15 protein-coding genes are annotated in these 14,776 nt (G+C 51.5%); 10 read left to right on the top strand and 5 right to left on the bottom strand.

What is annotated here, in order from left to right; genetic code table 11:
• The 3 genes from A918_RS0116625 to A918_RS0116635 form a co-directional block, all read right to left on the bottom strand.
• Positions 1 to 392: GNAT family N-acetyltransferase (locus A918_RS0116625; RefSeq protein ID WP_022712146.1), on the bottom strand; the 392-nt coding region annotated here is incomplete at its 3' end.
• Between the two features lie 16 nt (positions 393 to 408).
• Complete coding sequence (locus A918_RS0116630) at positions 409 to 2,565, bottom strand: molybdopterin oxidoreductase family protein (RefSeq protein ID WP_022712147.1); 2,157 nt, start codon at positions 2,563 to 2,565, stop codon at positions 409 to 411.
• 102 nt (positions 2,566 to 2,667) lie between these two features.
• Positions 2,668 to 3,552 carry a DMT family transporter gene (locus A918_RS0116635; RefSeq protein ID WP_022712148.1) on the bottom strand — a complete coding sequence of 295 codons (885 nt, stop codon included), beginning with the start codon at positions 3,550 to 3,552 and terminating at the stop codon, positions 2,668 to 2,670.
• Between the two features lie 232 nt (positions 3,553 to 3,784).
• Between A918_RS0116635 and A918_RS0116645 the strand changes: the two genes are divergently transcribed.
• From A918_RS0116645 to A918_RS0116660, 4 genes are all read left to right on the top strand, one after another.
• Positions 3,785 to 4,669 (top strand): 23S rRNA (adenine(2030)-N(6))-methyltransferase RlmJ, encoded by an 885-nt coding sequence (locus A918_RS0116645; RefSeq protein ID WP_022712150.1) that lies wholly within the window; start codon positions 3,785 to 3,787, stop codon positions 4,667 to 4,669.
• Between the two features lie 104 nt (positions 4,670 to 4,773).
• The gene (locus A918_RS0116650; RefSeq protein ID WP_022712151.1) at positions 4,774 to 5,211 is read left to right on the top strand and encodes a hypothetical protein; all 438 of its coding nucleotides are present in this window, start codon (positions 4,774 to 4,776) and stop codon (positions 5,209 to 5,211) included.
• Between the two features lie 7 nt (positions 5,212 to 5,218).
• Entirely contained in the window at positions 5,219 to 6,067 is an 849-nt protein-coding gene (locus A918_RS21400; protein WP_245257352.1) for a ribonuclease T, read from the top strand.
• Between the two features lie 21 nt (positions 6,068 to 6,088).
• The gene (locus tag A918_RS0116660) at positions 6,089 to 6,691 is read left to right on the top strand and encodes a glutathione S-transferase family protein (protein WP_022712153.1); all 603 of its coding nucleotides are present in this window, start codon (positions 6,089 to 6,091) and stop codon (positions 6,689 to 6,691) included.
• Between the two features lie 70 nt (positions 6,692 to 6,761).
• Here the strand turns inward: A918_RS0116660 and A918_RS0116665 are convergent, their stop codons facing one another.
• Positions 6,762 to 7,412: an outer membrane protein gene (locus tag A918_RS0116665; protein WP_022712154.1), complete on the bottom strand. Its 651-nt coding sequence runs from the start codon at positions 7,410 to 7,412 to the stop codon at positions 6,762 to 6,764.
• A gap of 445 nt (positions 7,413 to 7,857) precedes the next feature.
• Positions 7,858 to 8,508: an outer membrane protein gene (locus A918_RS0116670; RefSeq protein ID WP_028233916.1), complete on the bottom strand. Its 651-nt coding sequence runs from the start codon at positions 8,506 to 8,508 to the stop codon at positions 7,858 to 7,860.
• 424 nt (positions 8,509 to 8,932) lie between these two features.
• Between A918_RS0116670 and A918_RS0116680 the strand changes: the two genes are divergently transcribed.
• The 6 genes from A918_RS0116680 (at position 8,933) to A918_RS0116705 (ending at position 14,747) form a co-directional block, all read left to right on the top strand.
• Positions 8,933 to 9,715, top strand: coding sequence for an SDR family oxidoreductase (locus A918_RS0116680; protein WP_156831470.1), 783 nt, complete (start codon positions 8,933 to 8,935; stop codon positions 9,713 to 9,715).
• Positions 9,712 to 11,808: an excinuclease ABC subunit UvrC gene (uvrC, locus tag A918_RS0116685; protein ID WP_022712158.1), complete on the top strand. Its 2,097-nt coding sequence runs from the start codon at positions 9,712 to 9,714 to the stop codon at positions 11,806 to 11,808. The genes A918_RS0116680 and uvrC overlap by 4 nt, the downstream gene beginning before the upstream one ends.
• Positions 11,809 to 12,059: 251 nt before the next feature.
• Positions 12,060 to 12,638, top strand: a complete 579-nt coding sequence (pgsA, locus tag A918_RS0116690; protein WP_022712159.1) for a CDP-diacylglycerol--glycerol-3-phosphate 3-phosphatidyltransferase — start codon at positions 12,060 to 12,062, stop codon at positions 12,636 to 12,638.
• A gap of 8 nt (positions 12,639 to 12,646) precedes the next feature.
• Positions 12,647 to 12,904, top strand: coding sequence for a molybdopterin converting factor subunit 1 (moaD, locus tag A918_RS0116695; RefSeq protein WP_028233918.1), 258 nt, complete (start codon positions 12,647 to 12,649; stop codon positions 12,902 to 12,904).
• Between the two features lie 4 nt (positions 12,905 to 12,908).
• Complete coding sequence (locus tag A918_RS0116700) at positions 12,909 to 13,385, top strand: molybdenum cofactor biosynthesis protein MoaE (protein WP_022712161.1); 477 nt, start codon at positions 12,909 to 12,911, stop codon at positions 13,383 to 13,385.
• A gap of 567 nt (positions 13,386 to 13,952) precedes the next feature.
• Positions 13,953 to 14,747: an META domain-containing protein gene (locus tag A918_RS0116705; RefSeq protein ID WP_022712162.1), complete on the top strand. Its 795-nt coding sequence runs from the start codon at positions 13,953 to 13,955 to the stop codon at positions 14,745 to 14,747.
• Positions 14,748 to 14,776: the final 29 nt, after the last annotated feature.

Here is a 14,776-nt window from a genome sequence, read left to right on the forward strand (position 1 = left end):
GCATCCTGATAGAACTTCAGTGTTGACGATTGTTTCGAACCTGTCATCAACATGACTTTATAGCAGCCGGCCTGCCATGCAGCTTCAACTGCTCTGTGCAGAACTGCACAGCCATATCCCTGCTTACGATGATCTTCATGTGTCACAACATTCTCGATCAGCGCATAGGGCATACCGTTACGCGTCAGATTTGGAATAACAACCAAAGTACATGATGCAACGAGAATGTTCTCCAGACAAACGACGAAAATATTGCTGTTGGGATAGGACTTCAACAACTCCCAGCGCGCAATGGCTTCCGGGAGCGGTATCTCTGCATTATCTGCTGCCAGATAACGGTAAAGCTTCTGCAAACAGGGTATATCGCTTTCAATAAGCGTTCTGATAAGCACAAATTTCCTCCGGCGGTCAGGCAGACTTCACCGACTGCTCCATAAGAGGACGTATCCAGACTTTAATATCGTGGAACGCCGTCCCGCCATGCGGCGCGGCCGCATCCGCACCGGTCAGAATATTGATCCCCTCACCGCCTTCGAAAGATGAATTCGGGAACAGGCCTTCCGAAACTACAACGCCACGGCGCAGTTTCTTGGCTCCGCTCAATTTATCATTGGCCTGCTGGATTTTGACATGTAGTACCAGTTCACCGCGCTGATTGCCGATCTGTACCCGCGCACCGTCTTCCAGCCCCAGCTCTGCCGCATCATCGTCGCGGATCAGCAGTTGCGGCCGGATTTCCTTTGCCAGAGAGGTTGGTGTCTCCGCAAAAGTCGAGTTGAGGAAATTATGTGCCGGTGATGTGGTCAGCTTAAACGGGTGCTGCGGATCGGCCAGCTCATTGCTTGCCCAATAATCCGGAAATTCCGGCATGTCCGCAAAAGGCCCCTGAAGTCCCATAGCTTGCGGCGGGCGATCCGGTGACGTTTGTTTCTGCCAATCCACACGGAAGCGGAATTTACCGTCCGGCCATGCGAAACCATCGAGATAATGGGACTTTTCAAAATCCGGCTGCTTATCAAGCCAGCGCTGCTCCCGCATGGTTTCAAAATCCGGCATATTGCTTTTAGTCAGCAGATTATCGACCAGCTGACGCGCAGGCAGATTGAAACCATCCAGATGACCAACACCTAAGCGATTGGCCAGTTCGTTGATAACATAGATATTTTCGCGCGCTTCACCCGCTGCTTCAATCAGCTTCGCGCCCAGCAAAACATGCTGCTGACCGCCGCCGCGATAAATATCATCATGCTCCAGAAACATCGTGGCAGGCAGCACGAGATCAGCCATTTTCGCCGTATCGGTCATGAAGTGCTCATGCACCACGGTAAACAGGTCTTCCCGCATAAAGCCCTGCCGTACCAGACGCTGTTCCGGCGCAACATTGGCCGGATTGGTGTTCTGGATCAGCATTGCCATCACCGGAGGCCCGCCATAGAGCGCTTCTGCGTCACCGGTCAGCACACGGCCGATTTTCGACTGATCCAGCGATCTGACCGACGGATCGGCAAATGCGAAGCCTTCAATCTCCGACTTATCCATGCCGAAAATACCGGAATTGGAATGGAACGCGCCGCCGCCCTCCAGTGTCCATGCGCCGGTTACAGCGGCGATACAGGAAGCGGCGTGCATATTCACCGCGCCATTGCGCTGGCGGGAAAAACCATAGCCCAGACGGAAATACGTGCGTTTTGTCGTTCCCACCAGCTGAGCAAAAGCCTCAATATCCTCAACAGATACACCGGTGATCGCTTCCGCCCATTGCGGTGTCCGGCTTTGCAGATGCTGCTCCAGTGCTTGAGGCGCATCCGTATAACGATTGAGATAATCCCAATCCGCCAGACCATCGCGAAACAGCACATGCATCACCGCACAGGCAAAGGCCCCGTCAGTACCGGGTTTCAGCACAATGCCGATATCCGCCTGCCGGATGGTCGCGGTTTCATAAACATCAATCGCCACGATTTTCGCACCGCGCTCTTTACGGGCGCGTGCCGCATGGGTCATGACATTGACCTGCGTGGCGGCGGCATTGGTTCCCCAGATCACCACACAATCGGACTTGGCAATCTCACGCGGATCAGGCCCGCGCAGAGCACCGGTGCCGGCCATATAGCCTGTCCATGCCAGATTGGTGCAGAAGCTGGAAAACATATTGGAATATTTTTTGGCATAGCGCAGACGGTTGATAGAATCGCGCTGCACCAGCCCCATGGTTCCGGCGTAATAATTCGGCCAGATACTCTCGGAACCATATTGCTCTTCGGCTTTGAGAAATTTCTCTGCGGTCAGATCCAGTGCGTCAGCCCATGAGATTTCCTGCCACTGCCCGCTTCCCTTGGCACCCTTGCGGATCAGCGGTTTCAGCAGGCGTTCAGGATGATGAACGCGCTCGGCATAACGCGCGACCTTGGCGCAGATAACGCCAGCCGTATAGCTGTTATCCTTGGCACTGCGAATACGCCCGATTGTATGGCTGTCCAAAATTTCAACATCGAGCGCGCAGGTGGAAGGGCAATCATGCGGACAGGCCGAATGGCCGATTTGGGGTGCAACGCGCAATGTCATGTAAGAATTCCTGAAGGAGTTATTTTAGCACCATACAAAAATATAGCCGTTCCGACAGACGATAAATCAGCACAGCTTTATTTTTATCGGATATCAGTCCTGTCAGACCAGCCGCATCAGCACTGTGCCGCAGACAATCAGCAAAGCTCCGGCAAGACGTTTCAGGCTGATATGCTCCCGTAACAAAAAGAGAGAAAGGATCATACCGAACAGGATTGAGGTCTCGCGCAAAGCTGCAACCATCGCAACCGGTGCCATGGTCATTGCCCAGAGTGCCAGACCATAAGAGCCGAGCGTGCCTGCACCGCCGATCATCGCCAGATGGCCGCGCTGCCTGATATGCCCGACAAGCTGTCCGCGATATTTCCATATCCCCCAGCTCACCACGGGGATTGCGTTAAACAGGAATGCCCAGAGCGTATAGGATATTGCATTACCGGATACACGCACACCGATACCATCCACCAGCGTATATCCTGCAATGAATAAGGCATTGACCAGCGCGATTATCACGGTGCGGGACGTGTTCTGCCCTGCCGCCGTTTTCCGGTGGCTGCCGAGAGCCCCTGCCGCCGTTTTCCGGCGGCTGCCAAGAGCCATAGTTAAAACGCCGCAGGAAATAAACCCGATTGCCAGCCATTGTCCGACACCAAGCACTTCACCGATCAGCGGACCCGCAGCCATAGCAACCAGCAAAGGCGGCGTTCCGCGCATCAGCGGATAGGCCAGACTCATATCCCCGTTGCTGTAAGCGGCAGCAACCATGAACAGGTAACAGACCTGAAAAATGGTTGATATAATCATATAAGGCCAGCTAGGGGCTAATGGCAGCGGTAGAAACGGGATCAGTACCAGCGCCACCAGACCGGCAGCACCACAGACCAGAACGGCATTGAGATATTTATCTGTGCCGGATTTGACGATGACATTCCAGCTCGCATGCAGCAATGCGCCGAAAAGAACGATCAGAACGACAAAACCAGACATAGAGCCGTTTTCTTTTCCCCGCGGAGGCGGTTACCACTTTTCCTGAAACTGCTGAGCGTCACCGGACTGTTACATAACCGGTCTAAAAGGCAGAATCAGATTGACTGCACATCCGGTATGCTGGTTATGGCATAATCCCGCTTGAACAGATATATGGCATTGACCATGACAAAGCGTCCTGCTTTGAATCCTGCCTGCAGCACTGCGCTTTCGAACACCGGAAATACTGAATATGAATTATCGCCACGCCTATCACGCCGGAAATTTTGCCGATGTGTTCAAACATATCGTTCTGACCCGTGTGCTGCTTTATATGCAGCGCAAGGAAGCCGCCCTGCGCGTGATTGACACTCATGCAGGCATCGGCCGCTATGACTTAAGTGGTGTGGAAGCCGGTAAAACACTGGAATGGCGCAGCGGTATCGAGCAGGTTTTTGACGCCAAAGCAGCAGGCTCCATTCCCGCAGCAGTGCTGGAACTGATTACGCCTTATCTCGATGTCATTGAACAGGAAAACAGCACCGTTAAAGGCAATAGCCTGCGTTATTATCCGGGTTCACCGCTGCTGACACGGAAGCTGATGCGCGCACAGGATCGCCTTTCGGCACTGGAACTGCATCCGCAGGATTTCAAAACACTGGCCGCTTTATTTGAAGGCGATTACCAGACCCGTGTCACCGAATTGAATGGCTGGCTGGCGCTGGGTGCACATCTGCCGCCCAAGGAAAAACGCGGTGTGGTGCTGGTTGATCCGCCATTTGAAATTGCCGGAGAATTTGACCGCCTCGTTGAAGGACTGGTGAAGGCGCACCGCCGCTTTGCCACCGGCACCTATGCCCTGTGGTATCCGGTGAAAGACCGCCGCGAGGTCAACCGCTTCATCGCTAATTTAAAAGAAACCGGTCTGCCAAAAATTCTGCGTCTGGAACTGGCTGTGCGTGCACCGTCGCAGGAACCACGCTTTGACGGTACCGGCATGATTATCATCAATCCGCCTTATCTGCTGCAGGAAGAAATGACTAAAATCTCACCATGGCTGGCAACGCTTTTCGGAGAGAATAATCAGGGCAGCTATAAGATTGAATGGATCAACGGCGAAGAGCGGACGGAAAAATAAGTGCTCATTTGCCAATGATCACTCTCTTGTGCGTTGTTGAGGCTTGACCCGACACAGGAATATGGCAAAAACTTCGGTTAACAGTTTTCAATAAGGACAGATTCATGTCATTACGCTCCGCTTTTGCTTTCGCGCTGCTTGCAGGTCTGTCAGCAGGATCTTTTTCTCAGGCTCAGGCTGCGGATTATATTGCAACTGCCCCTGCCGTGACTGATCCTGTCTGCCACGAACAAAGCGTCATCAACAGCGCAGTCGCACAGTTCGACCGCCTTGTGCGCGGTGTGCCGGAAATGCCTGCTGTCAGCATCAATGCCGTCAGCAATGTCAGCGCAACACGTTATGACCCGAAAACCTACCCGTCAGGTATTGAGCGCCATTATTGCCGCGCCACTGCCGTGCTCTCCAATGGCGAGAACCGTAATATCTGGTATATGGTGGAAGAAAGTCAGGGACTGGCATCCATGGGACGCAATGTCGAATCCTGTGTAGACGGTTTTGATAAGTGGTTTGTCTATGACGGCCGCTGCCGCGTGCTTCGCTGATCCGCATATGTCACGCATCCGATTGAAAGCACACAGCCCGTTTGCACCCAGCAAAACGGGCTGTTTTTCTGTTGCCACGGCTTTGCTTGCCTCTGCATTCGCTTTTACCATACCAGCATCAGCACAATCCCTCAGTGACAAGCTGATGCAGAGCATGGGCAATGATCTGCACAAACTCAACCCTTTGAACAATCAGGACAGACCGGTTTTAAGGCCGGAGAATAAAATCCCGCAGCGTATACCGGCAAAACCGCAGGATGCGCCATCACCATCCGGCAATGCGAATTTTGACTTCTATGTCCTGTCGCTCAGCTGGTCGCCAAGTTATTGCGCTGATAATGGCAACCGTTCCAATGCCCGCCAGCAATGCGGCACCGGCCGTAATTACGGTTTCATCGTTCATGGTCTGTGGCCGCAATATGATCGTGGTTTTCCCGAAAGCTGCGATCACCGGCAGGCCAATGACACGGTGCCACGGGATATCGTCTCATCCTTGTCTGACATTATGCCCTCAGCCGGTCTGATGCGTCATGAATGGCGCAAACACGGCACCTGCGCGGGGATCAGTCAGCGCGATTATTTCTCTACGCTGGGCAAAGCCTATCAGGCTGTGACTGTTCCGCCTGCCTTGCGCAATGTCGCAAGCCCGCGCAATGTTGATCCGCAGCTTGTTGAAAAGGCATTCATTGCCGCAAATCCGGGTTTGACCGGAGATGCAATTGCCGTGACCTGCAATCGCAGGCGTCTTCAGGAGGTGCGTATCTGTATGGATAAGGGCCTCAAATTCCGTTCATGCGGCGAAGTGGATCGTAATTCCTGCCGCAGCCGTTCCGTTACTCTGCTTCCTAACCGTTGATCTCTTATCTCAGGTTCCAACATGCACAAACTTTATACCTCCCCTTCCTCACCTTTCAGCGCCAAAGTGCGTCTTGCAGCGCAATATGGCGGTATTGAACTGGAAAAACATATTGTCGTGACCAGCGAAGAACCGGCAGAACTGATTGCCGCTAATCCGCTCGGCAAAATTCCGACGCTGGTTACACCGGAAGGTAAAACTGTTTTCGACAGCCGCGTCATCACCCAGTACCTCAACCGCGTTTCCGGCAACAAGCTGTTTCCGCGCAATGCCGAGAAGCGTCTGGATGCTGAAAAATTTGAAGCAATTGCAGATGGTCTTGCTGATGTGCTGGTAGCGCATGTCTATGAACGTCGTATGCGCCCTAAAGAAATCGTGCATCAGCCGGTGCTGGACTGGTACTGGAAAAAGGCAGAACGCACGCTCGATCTGCTGAATGAAACAGCGCCGCGTATCGGCACCAAAATCCATGGCGGGCACATCGCTATTGCCGCAACGCTCGGCTATCTCAATTTGCGCTTCGGCAATGGCTGGGAACGCGGCCGTCCGAAACTGAAACGCTGGGTCAAGCGCTTTGCCGAAGTGCATCCGGAACTGGCGGCACAATTGCCGAAAGCTGCGTAAAAACAAAAAAAGCCGGGAATTACTTCCCGGCTTTTTTATCAGGGTTGATCTCAACTAAATGAGATATTCCTTAGAACTTGTAGCCAACACCCAGACGGATATCGTGGGTCTGCAGACCACCGTCATTGACAGTGCCGCTATCCAGCTGGAAGTCTTTCTTACCGAAATCGGAATAACGGTATTCCAGACGGGCAGTTACGTTCTGTGTCAGGAAGGTTTCAGCACCGGCACCGGCTGTCCAGCCAACGCGGAACTTATCCTGCGATGAGGTTGCATCGGAGAATTTAACCTGCGTACCGGCAACACCGGCTGTCACATAAGGCATAACCGGCCCCATATCGACACCAAGACGGCCGCGCAGCGAGCCTTCAAAACCGCTCTTCGCAGTCAGACCGAGCTCTTCTTTCTTAGCCCAGTTGTAACCGGCATCACCTTCCACACCGTAAACGATATTGTCGTTCTGGAAGTTCCAACCGGCATAACCGCCGAATTTGGCATTATTGTCTTTCAGATCACCAACATAGTTGTCAGTTTTGAATTTGTTAATGCCGTAGCCAAGATACAGACCGGTATAGCCGCCTGCCCAGCTGCTCTGAGGAGCAACATCTACAACCGGTGCCGGCTCATATGTCTGCGGTTGAATCGCATCTGCGGCAAAAGCTGTGGCCGAAAGCGGCAACAACGCAACAGAAGCAAGTGCCAGAGATTTGATAGTGCGCATACGCCTTGTCCTTATAAATTTCTAAACTGTTGTACAGCGAAGCCTCCAGACCTGACCTGTAACGGCTGAGCTGAACGCGATACGCCCCGTCTTCCTTCCGATCCATTTCTGTGCGGGAGAAAGAAGATTGCTTAACAAGGCAAAAGATGACGCTGAATTACGGCAGCAGAAATGCCGTAGCATGGAAAAAAACCGGCCTTATTATGGCTGAAACATGTCAGTCAAAACCACTGCCGAACAGGCCGAAATCACCACAACTATTTGATAGTAAATTTATATCTTGTTTTTCTTATAAAAAAGAAGGCCGAAAAATTCCGGCCTTCTTTACCACCCCTTAACCGCATCCCGACATTCGTCTTTTTTATCGCTGAGGATAGGCGTCATTATTTATCCGAATCCGCTCAGCCAAACGCGCTAAGGCGAATCTGTGAAAAATGCGTGGTTTTCAGAATTTATAGCCAACACCCAAACGGATATCGTGGCTCTGCAATTTTGCTGATGGCACAGCAACATTACCCAATGTGAGATCCTTCTTGCCAAAGTCAGAATAGCGATATTCAAGACGTGCACTGACATTTTGTGTCAGCATGGTTTCGGCTCCGACACCGGCAGTCCAGCCAAGACGAAATTTCTTACTGGAATCTGCATCATTGCTGTAACGCACCTGCGTACCGGCAACACCGGCAGTTACATAAGGCATGACTGCGCCCATATCATAGCCAAGACGAGCACGCAGAGAGCCGTCAAATCCGCTGCGGGCACTCAGATCATCATTGGTTTTCTTTGCACCGTTGTAACCGGCATCACCTTCCACACCATAAACGATATTGTCGTTCTGGAAGTTCCAGCCCGCATAGCCGCCAAGCTTCACATTGTTATTTTTCAGATTACCGGCAGAGGATTTGTTTTTGAAATTATTTGCACCGGCACCAAGATAAAGTCCGATATAACCACCATCCCAGGTTTTCTGCGGTGGTGTCTGCACAACCGGAGCAGGAATGTCTGGCTGCGCACGAACAATATCAGCTGCCGAAGCCGGTACAGCAAATGAAAGAGCCGAGGCTGAAACCAGCGCCAGAGTTTTAAAATGTTTCATAAAATTTCCTTGCAATATTCCAATTTTAAAAATGAGAACCGGATTGCCAAAAACATATTTCAATCCGGCATTATTCCCCTGTCATATCCGACAGGAGAGTCTTGGCTTAAATGTACAAAAACGACCAGAAAACGGCAGAAAAGCAGCAGAAAAACGAACCGAAACTGATGATGCAACGAGGCAACATTTTCTTAAATATTAAATAGTTACCGTATTTTTTGAATAGTATTGCAAGCTGCAAAAACTTCAGCCTTAAAAACAAGCCGCAGCCTATCTTCTACAGATTTTTTGTCAGGCATTTTTCCTTCACGCTAAAACAGGTTATTCCATGATACTATGCGATCATATTTGCTGATTTGCATGCACATGAAGTCAGAATCATTTCACCCGCCGGATATGCCATAACCAAAGGAGCCTGCCCCCGATGACTGCCAAGCGGACTATGTCTGAGGTTTTACCCGTCACCCTGATTACCGGCGGCGCAAAGCGTATTGGCAGCCATATAACTGAGGATCTGGCTACACGCGGCTATCCGGTTATCATTCATTGCAACCGCTCCGCCACACAGGCAGAAGCACTGGCGCAACGTATTCGCGATAAAGGCGGCAAAGCCGCTATTGTGACCGCAGACCTGTCGGACAATGCACAGGTAGCCACGCTGATGGACAAAGCGGCAGCGCATTTCGGCTCCGTGGAGCTGCTGGTCAATAATGCTTCCGTTTTTGAAGACGACCGTATCGGCACCCTCACCCACGAACTCTGGGATCGCCATTTTGCCGTACATCTGAAAGCACCGGTCTTTCTGGCGCAGGCTATGGCCGAGGCTTTACCGGAAGATAAACAGGGGCTGATCGTCAATATTACCGACCAGCGCGTATGGAAGCTCAATCCGCAATTCATTTCCTATACCCTGTCCAAAACCGCATTATGGACAGCCACACGCACTTTGGCACAGGCGCTTGCACCGGCAATCCGCGTCAATGCAATCGGCCCCGGCCCGACATTGCCGAGCGAGAGACAGCATATTGAAGATTTCGAAAAGCAGGTTGATGCAGTGCTGCTAAAAAAAGCACCGCTGCTCGATGAATTTGCCGCGACGATTGACTATCTTTGGAGAACACGGTCCGTCACAGGGCAAATGATTGCGCTGGACGGCGGACAACATCTGGCATGGGAAACGCCGGATATTGCAGGTATTTCGGAATGACACAAAGCATAAACGGCAATGATATTGCCCATCCGGACATGGAGCCGGATGAGGATGTCTTACTGACAGATGATGCCGGAGATGACGAAGACAACTTCCCCGAGGAGGCAAGCTCTGCATCTGCGCTGGCCAGCAATATCCGCTGGGATTCCGCGCTGGATGAGTTTGACGCATCGACCCAGAATTTGAGCGGGCCGGATGTCATCAATGCTTTTGTGAAAAAACTGCCGAACAATCCCGGCGTTTACCGCATGTTCAACCGTGAGGGTGACGTGCTCTATGTCGGCAAAGCCAAAAGCCTGAAGAAGCGCGTCAGTAATTATGCCCGCGGTCAGGGACACAGTAACCGCATTGCCCGTATGATCCGCGAAACGACAACTATGGAATTTGTCGTTACCCGCACGGAAACAGAAGCACTGCTGCTGGAAGCGAATCTCATCAAACGCTTACGTCCGCGTTTTAATGTTCTGCTTCGGGATGATAAATCCTTTCCCTATATTCTGATTTCCGGCGATACCCGTGCACCCGGTATTTTCAAGCATCGCGGCGCGCGCTCCCGTAAAGGCGAATATTACGGTCCTTTTGCCTCTGCCGGTGCTGTCACACGCACGATTAATGTGCTGGAGCGTGCCTTTCTTTTGCGCAGCTGCGCCGACTCGATGTTTGAGAGCCGCACGCGCCCTTGTCTGCTGCATCAGATCAAGCGCTGTTCCGGCCCCTGCACCCATGAAATCAGCGATGCAGATTATTCAGAACTGGTGCGGGAGGCGAAGTCCTTTCTCTCCGGCCGCAGCAAAGCCGTGCAGCAGCAGATGCGTGATGCAATGAGTGCCGCCGCTGAAGAGCTGGATTTTGAACGCGCCGCTATTTTCCGCGACCGGTTGTCGGCTTTGTCCCATATCCAGTCCCATCAGGGTATCAATCCGCAGACCGTGGATGAGGCTGATGTTTTTGCCATTCATCAGGAAGGCGGACTGGCCTGTATTCAAGTCTTTTTCTTCCGCACCGGTCAGAACTGGGGCAACCGCGCTTATTTTCCGAAGGCTGACCCCTCCCTGTCAGCGGCAGAAGTGCTTGGCGCCTTCATAACCCAGTTTTACGACAATAAGCCATGCCCGCAACTGATCCTGCTGTCTGAAACAGTGGAAGAACAGGAACTGCTGGGCGACGCCCTGTCGGCTTCTGCAGGACGTCGTGTGACGCTCAATGTGCCGCAGCGTGGTGAAAAAAAAGACCTCGTCGATCACGCCATGACCAATGCCCGCGAAACCTTGGGACGCAGACTGGCCGAAACCTCATCACAGGCGCGTCTGCTGAAAGCTATGGCCGAGACTTTCGAACTGCCGCGCATTCCGCGCCGTATCGAGGTTTACGATAACTCCCACATCATGGGCACCAATGCTGTTGGCGGCATGATTGTCGCCGGACAGGATGGTTTCGTTAAGAACCAGTATCGCAAATTCAATATCCGCTCCACGGAGATCACCCCGGGCGACGACTTCGGCATGATGCGCGAGGTGATTGAGCGTCGTTTTGGCAGGCTGATAAAAGATCATATGAAAGAGCTGGAGGAGCAGGCTCCAAAGACACTCTTAGAGAATGAAACCGATGCAGACGATATTACGGATGACAGTTTTCCGGCTTGGCCTGATGTTATTCTGATTGATGGCGGTCAGGGACAAGTCGGTGCAGTTCGTGATATTCTCACGCAGCTGGGTATCAATGATAAAGTCATATCCATCGGTATCGCCAAAGGTGTAGACCGCGATGCGGGACGTGAGCGGTTTTTCGTCAGCGGCAAGCCATCATTCACATTACCGCCGCGTGATCCGGTGCTCTATTTCATTCAGCGTATGCGCGATGAAGCGCACCGTTTCGCTATCGGCACCCATCGGGCAAAGCGCAAGAAAGAAATGATCAAAAGTCCGCTGGATGAAATTGCCGGTATCGGCCCTTCCCGCAAGCGTGCTTTGCTGCATGAATTCGGCACGGCAAAAGCAGTTGCAGGCGCAGCATTGGCAGATCTCATGCAGGTTGAAGGCATCTCGGAAGCACTGGCGCAGACCATTTATGACCACTTCCGCGATCAATAATGGGTTATCTGACGCAATATGCACATAATAAGCCTTAAAAAGCCGGTCTGAGTGTTGCTTTTTACCCTATTGCGGGATTGATGGTAACCAGCTGACAATGATTTGTCGTGTAGCGTAAAACACATCCCGAAAGTGGTGAAACTATTTTCGGACAAGATGTGCGTCTAAAGATTTTCATGAGCCGTAAGGCTTACTTCTCCAGTCGTGGGTTTCCCGCTCACGCTTATCCAGAATACGGGTTTTAGGGGACTATGAGTAAACACACATTATCACTGCCCAACATCCTTACTTACGCACGTATCGTTGCTGTGCCACTTGTGGTTCTGTGCTTTTTTCTTGAAGGCCATCTGAAGAGCAGTGACACCGCAAGATGGTGGGCGCTCGGCCTGTTCGCTGCCGCCAGCATCACGGATTTCTTCGACGGCTATCTGGCACGTATGTGGAAACAGACATCCAGCATCGGCCGTATGCTTGACCCGATTGCTGATAAGCTGCTGGTCTCCGCAATTCTGCTGCTGCTGGCCGCCGACGGCACTATTGCCGGCTGGACGCTCTGGGCTGCGATTATCATCCTCTGCCGTGAAATTCTGGTTTCCGGTTTGCGTGAATATCTGGCGGATCTGAAAGTCAGTGTGCCGGTTTCGCAGCTGGCAAAATGGAAAACCACTATTCAGATGATTGCGCTGGCTTTTCTGCTTGCCGGCCCTGCCGGTGACAAAATCCTGCCTTATACAACGGAAACAGGGCTGATCCTGCTGTGGATTTCAGCAATTCTGACACTTTATACCGGTTGGGACTATTTCCGTGCCGGTATCAAACACATGATCTGATGGCCGTTATGACAGTCAAACTGGTATATTTTGCATGGGTACGGGAGCAGATCGGCAAGTCTGACGAGAGTCTCGACCTGCCTCAGACTGTCAAAACTGTATCTGACCTGCTGAGCCATCTTTCCGGCATTGATGAGAATTATGCACATGCTTTGCGCTTTTCCGATGTGATCCGCGTGGCGATCAATCAGGAACATGTGGAGCATGACACGCCGATTGCCGGTGCGCATGAGATTGCCTTGTTCCCGCCAATGACCGGAGGCTGAGGCAATGCAGCCGACTATTCTTGTCTCGCAAGATGACTTTGATGCGGCTGCCCTTACTGCCCGTATGACTGAAGGGCGCACAGATATCGGCGCAGTTGTCAGTTTTACCGGCTTTTGCCGTGATGAGAATAAAACACTTCAGGCGCTGGAACTTGAACATTATCCGGGCATGGCAGAAGCGCAGCTGGCGCGTATTGCTGCCGAGGCTATGCAACGCTGGCCCCTACAGGGCATTACCATTGTTCATCGCAGCGGTCTCATCAAAGCCGGTGAGCAGATTGTGTTTGTCGCCACAGCCAGCAAGCACAGACGGGCCGCCTTTGAAGCCGCAGAATTTCTGATGGATTATCTCAAGAGCGATGCGCCTTTCTGGAAGAAAGAACATCTGATCACCCCTGCTCCCGAGAATGGCGATCCGCAATCGGGCTGGGTCAAAGCCAAAGCCAGCGACGAAGACATGAAAAAGCGCTGGCAGGATTAGAGCATAATTCCTTAAACTTGAATCAGTTTAAGGAAAAGTTATGCTCTAATTTTAAAGTATTAGAGCGACCTTTGTGTGCCAAGTCTGGCACACGGCGCTCTAAGACAACTCAGCTTTGCCTGAGCCAAAATCTCGTTTGAATATTTTACAATCCTGTGAAATTATTTGCACCGACTTGCATTGCCATAAGTAAACCATAAAATCAGGGCAGTAGCTGATACAGCATATTTATATGATTCAACTCGTGTTTTATCCGGATTTGATCCTATAGTCCGGAGAGCACTTACGACTTATGGATATGCATTGATTCCAGAATTACCGGTTTAAATGACTGGTGAGCATTTTTTAGTCGTCCGGCAATTTCATTATCCAAAACAGATCAAAGAAGATTTCCGGCAACTAAACGATGAGGAAAACCACATAACAACACGTGTTAAGGTTAAAACTTAACGTAAATTATGTGTTTAGTCATTTGGCGTTAATATACCGCCGGTTAAAATGTCAGCTCAGACAACTTCTGGAAAACGGAGAGAGTCTAAACTGGCAGTGCAACAAACAGGACAGAATATGTTGATTGGTAAAGCGCGCATCATTGCTGCATCCCTGATAGGACTGGCCGTCTTAGGCGGCAGCGCAATGATCCTTTCCTCAACCATGCCGACGCAGAGTATTGCATCTGAAAAAACAATACGTGGCACTGTCATGTATCGCGAGCGGATTGCCCTGCCTCCGGAGGCCACGTTGAATGTGCAGTTGCTGGATGTTTCTCTCGCTGATGCGCCGGCACAGGTAATCGCCGAACAGCAGCTCAGCAATATTCCATCCGCGCCAATTCCGTTTGAACTGAAATTCGATTCTTCCAAACTCGTTGCAAAGCATACTTATGCCTTGCAGGCACGTATCAGCGCCGGTGATACTCTGTGGTTTATCAATGACACACGTCATGAGTTCAATCCGGAAAAATTTAACAGCGCCTATGAAATCCGCGTTGTCAATGTGCGCAAAAATACCAGCCTGCAAACACCGCTGACACTGGAAAATCATGAATGGCTCACAGAGGATATCCGTGGTGCCGGTGTGATTGACTTTGCCCAGACAACCCTGTCAATTTCTCCGAGCGGCGAAGTTTCCGGTTCCGGCGGGTGCAACCGTTATTTCGGCAAGGCAACCATTACCGGTGAAGCGCTGAATTTCGGCACCATCGGCTCGACATTCATGCAGTGCCCGCCTGCCCTGATGGATCAGGAAACCAAATTTCTCGATGTACTGAAACAGACCCGTCAGTTCAGCATTAATAACGGCAAACTCTATCTGCTGGGAGATAACGGGCTGGAGCTTGCCCGTCTCGCCAATAACAGCTGATTTGTCTGATCTTTGAATTAAAACGGGGG

Origin of the sequence: Pseudochrobactrum sp. AO18b (assembly GCF_000409565.1) — a bacterium.
Classification (GTDB): Bacteria; Pseudomonadota; Alphaproteobacteria; order Rhizobiales; family Rhizobiaceae; genus Pseudochrobactrum; species Pseudochrobactrum saccharolyticum.

What these genes read in the sequence shown, in the direction of transcription:
- A918_RS0116635 (WP_022712148.1), bottom strand. Translation starts at nt 3,552, where the DNA reads ATGTCTGGTTTTGTCGTTCTGATCGTTCTTTTCGGCGCATTGCTGCAT.
- A918_RS21400 (WP_245257352.1), top strand. Translation starts at nt 5,219, where the DNA reads ATGTCACGCATCCGATTGAAAGCACACAGCCCGTTTGCACCCAGCAAA.
- A918_RS0116645 (WP_022712150.1), top strand. Translation starts at nt 3,785, where the DNA reads ATGAATTATCGCCACGCCTATCACGCCGGAAATTTTGCCGATGTGTTC.
- A918_RS0116670 (WP_028233916.1), bottom strand. Translation starts at nt 8,508, where the DNA reads ATGAAACATTTTAAAACTCTGGCGCTGGTTTCAGCCTCGGCTCTTTCA.
- A918_RS0116680 (WP_156831470.1), top strand. Translation starts at nt 8,933, where the DNA reads ATGACTGCCAAGCGGACTATGTCTGAGGTTTTACCCGTCACCCTGATT.
- A918_RS0116700 (WP_022712161.1), top strand. Translation starts at nt 12,909, where the DNA reads ATGCAGCCGACTATTCTTGTCTCGCAAGATGACTTTGATGCGGCTGCC.
- A918_RS0116650 (WP_022712151.1), top strand. Translation starts at nt 4,774, where the DNA reads ATGTCATTACGCTCCGCTTTTGCTTTCGCGCTGCTTGCAGGTCTGTCA.
- A918_RS0116660 (WP_022712153.1), top strand. Translation starts at nt 6,089, where the DNA reads ATGCACAAACTTTATACCTCCCCTTCCTCACCTTTCAGCGCCAAAGTG.
- A918_RS0116705 (WP_022712162.1), top strand. Translation starts at nt 13,953, where the DNA reads ATGTTGATTGGTAAAGCGCGCATCATTGCTGCATCCCTGATAGGACTG.
- moaD (WP_028233918.1), top strand. Translation starts at nt 12,647, where the DNA reads ATGACAGTCAAACTGGTATATTTTGCATGGGTACGGGAGCAGATCGGC.
- A918_RS0116630 (WP_022712147.1), bottom strand. Translation starts at nt 2,565, where the DNA reads ATGACATTGCGCGTTGCACCCCAAATCGGCCATTCGGCCTGTCCGCAT.
- uvrC (WP_022712158.1), top strand. Translation starts at nt 9,712, where the DNA reads ATGACACAAAGCATAAACGGCAATGATATTGCCCATCCGGACATGGAG.
- pgsA (WP_022712159.1), top strand. Translation starts at nt 12,060, where the DNA reads ATGAGTAAACACACATTATCACTGCCCAACATCCTTACTTACGCACGT.
- A918_RS0116665 (WP_022712154.1), bottom strand. Translation starts at nt 7,412, where the DNA reads ATGCGCACTATCAAATCTCTGGCACTTGCTTCTGTTGCGTTGTTGCCG.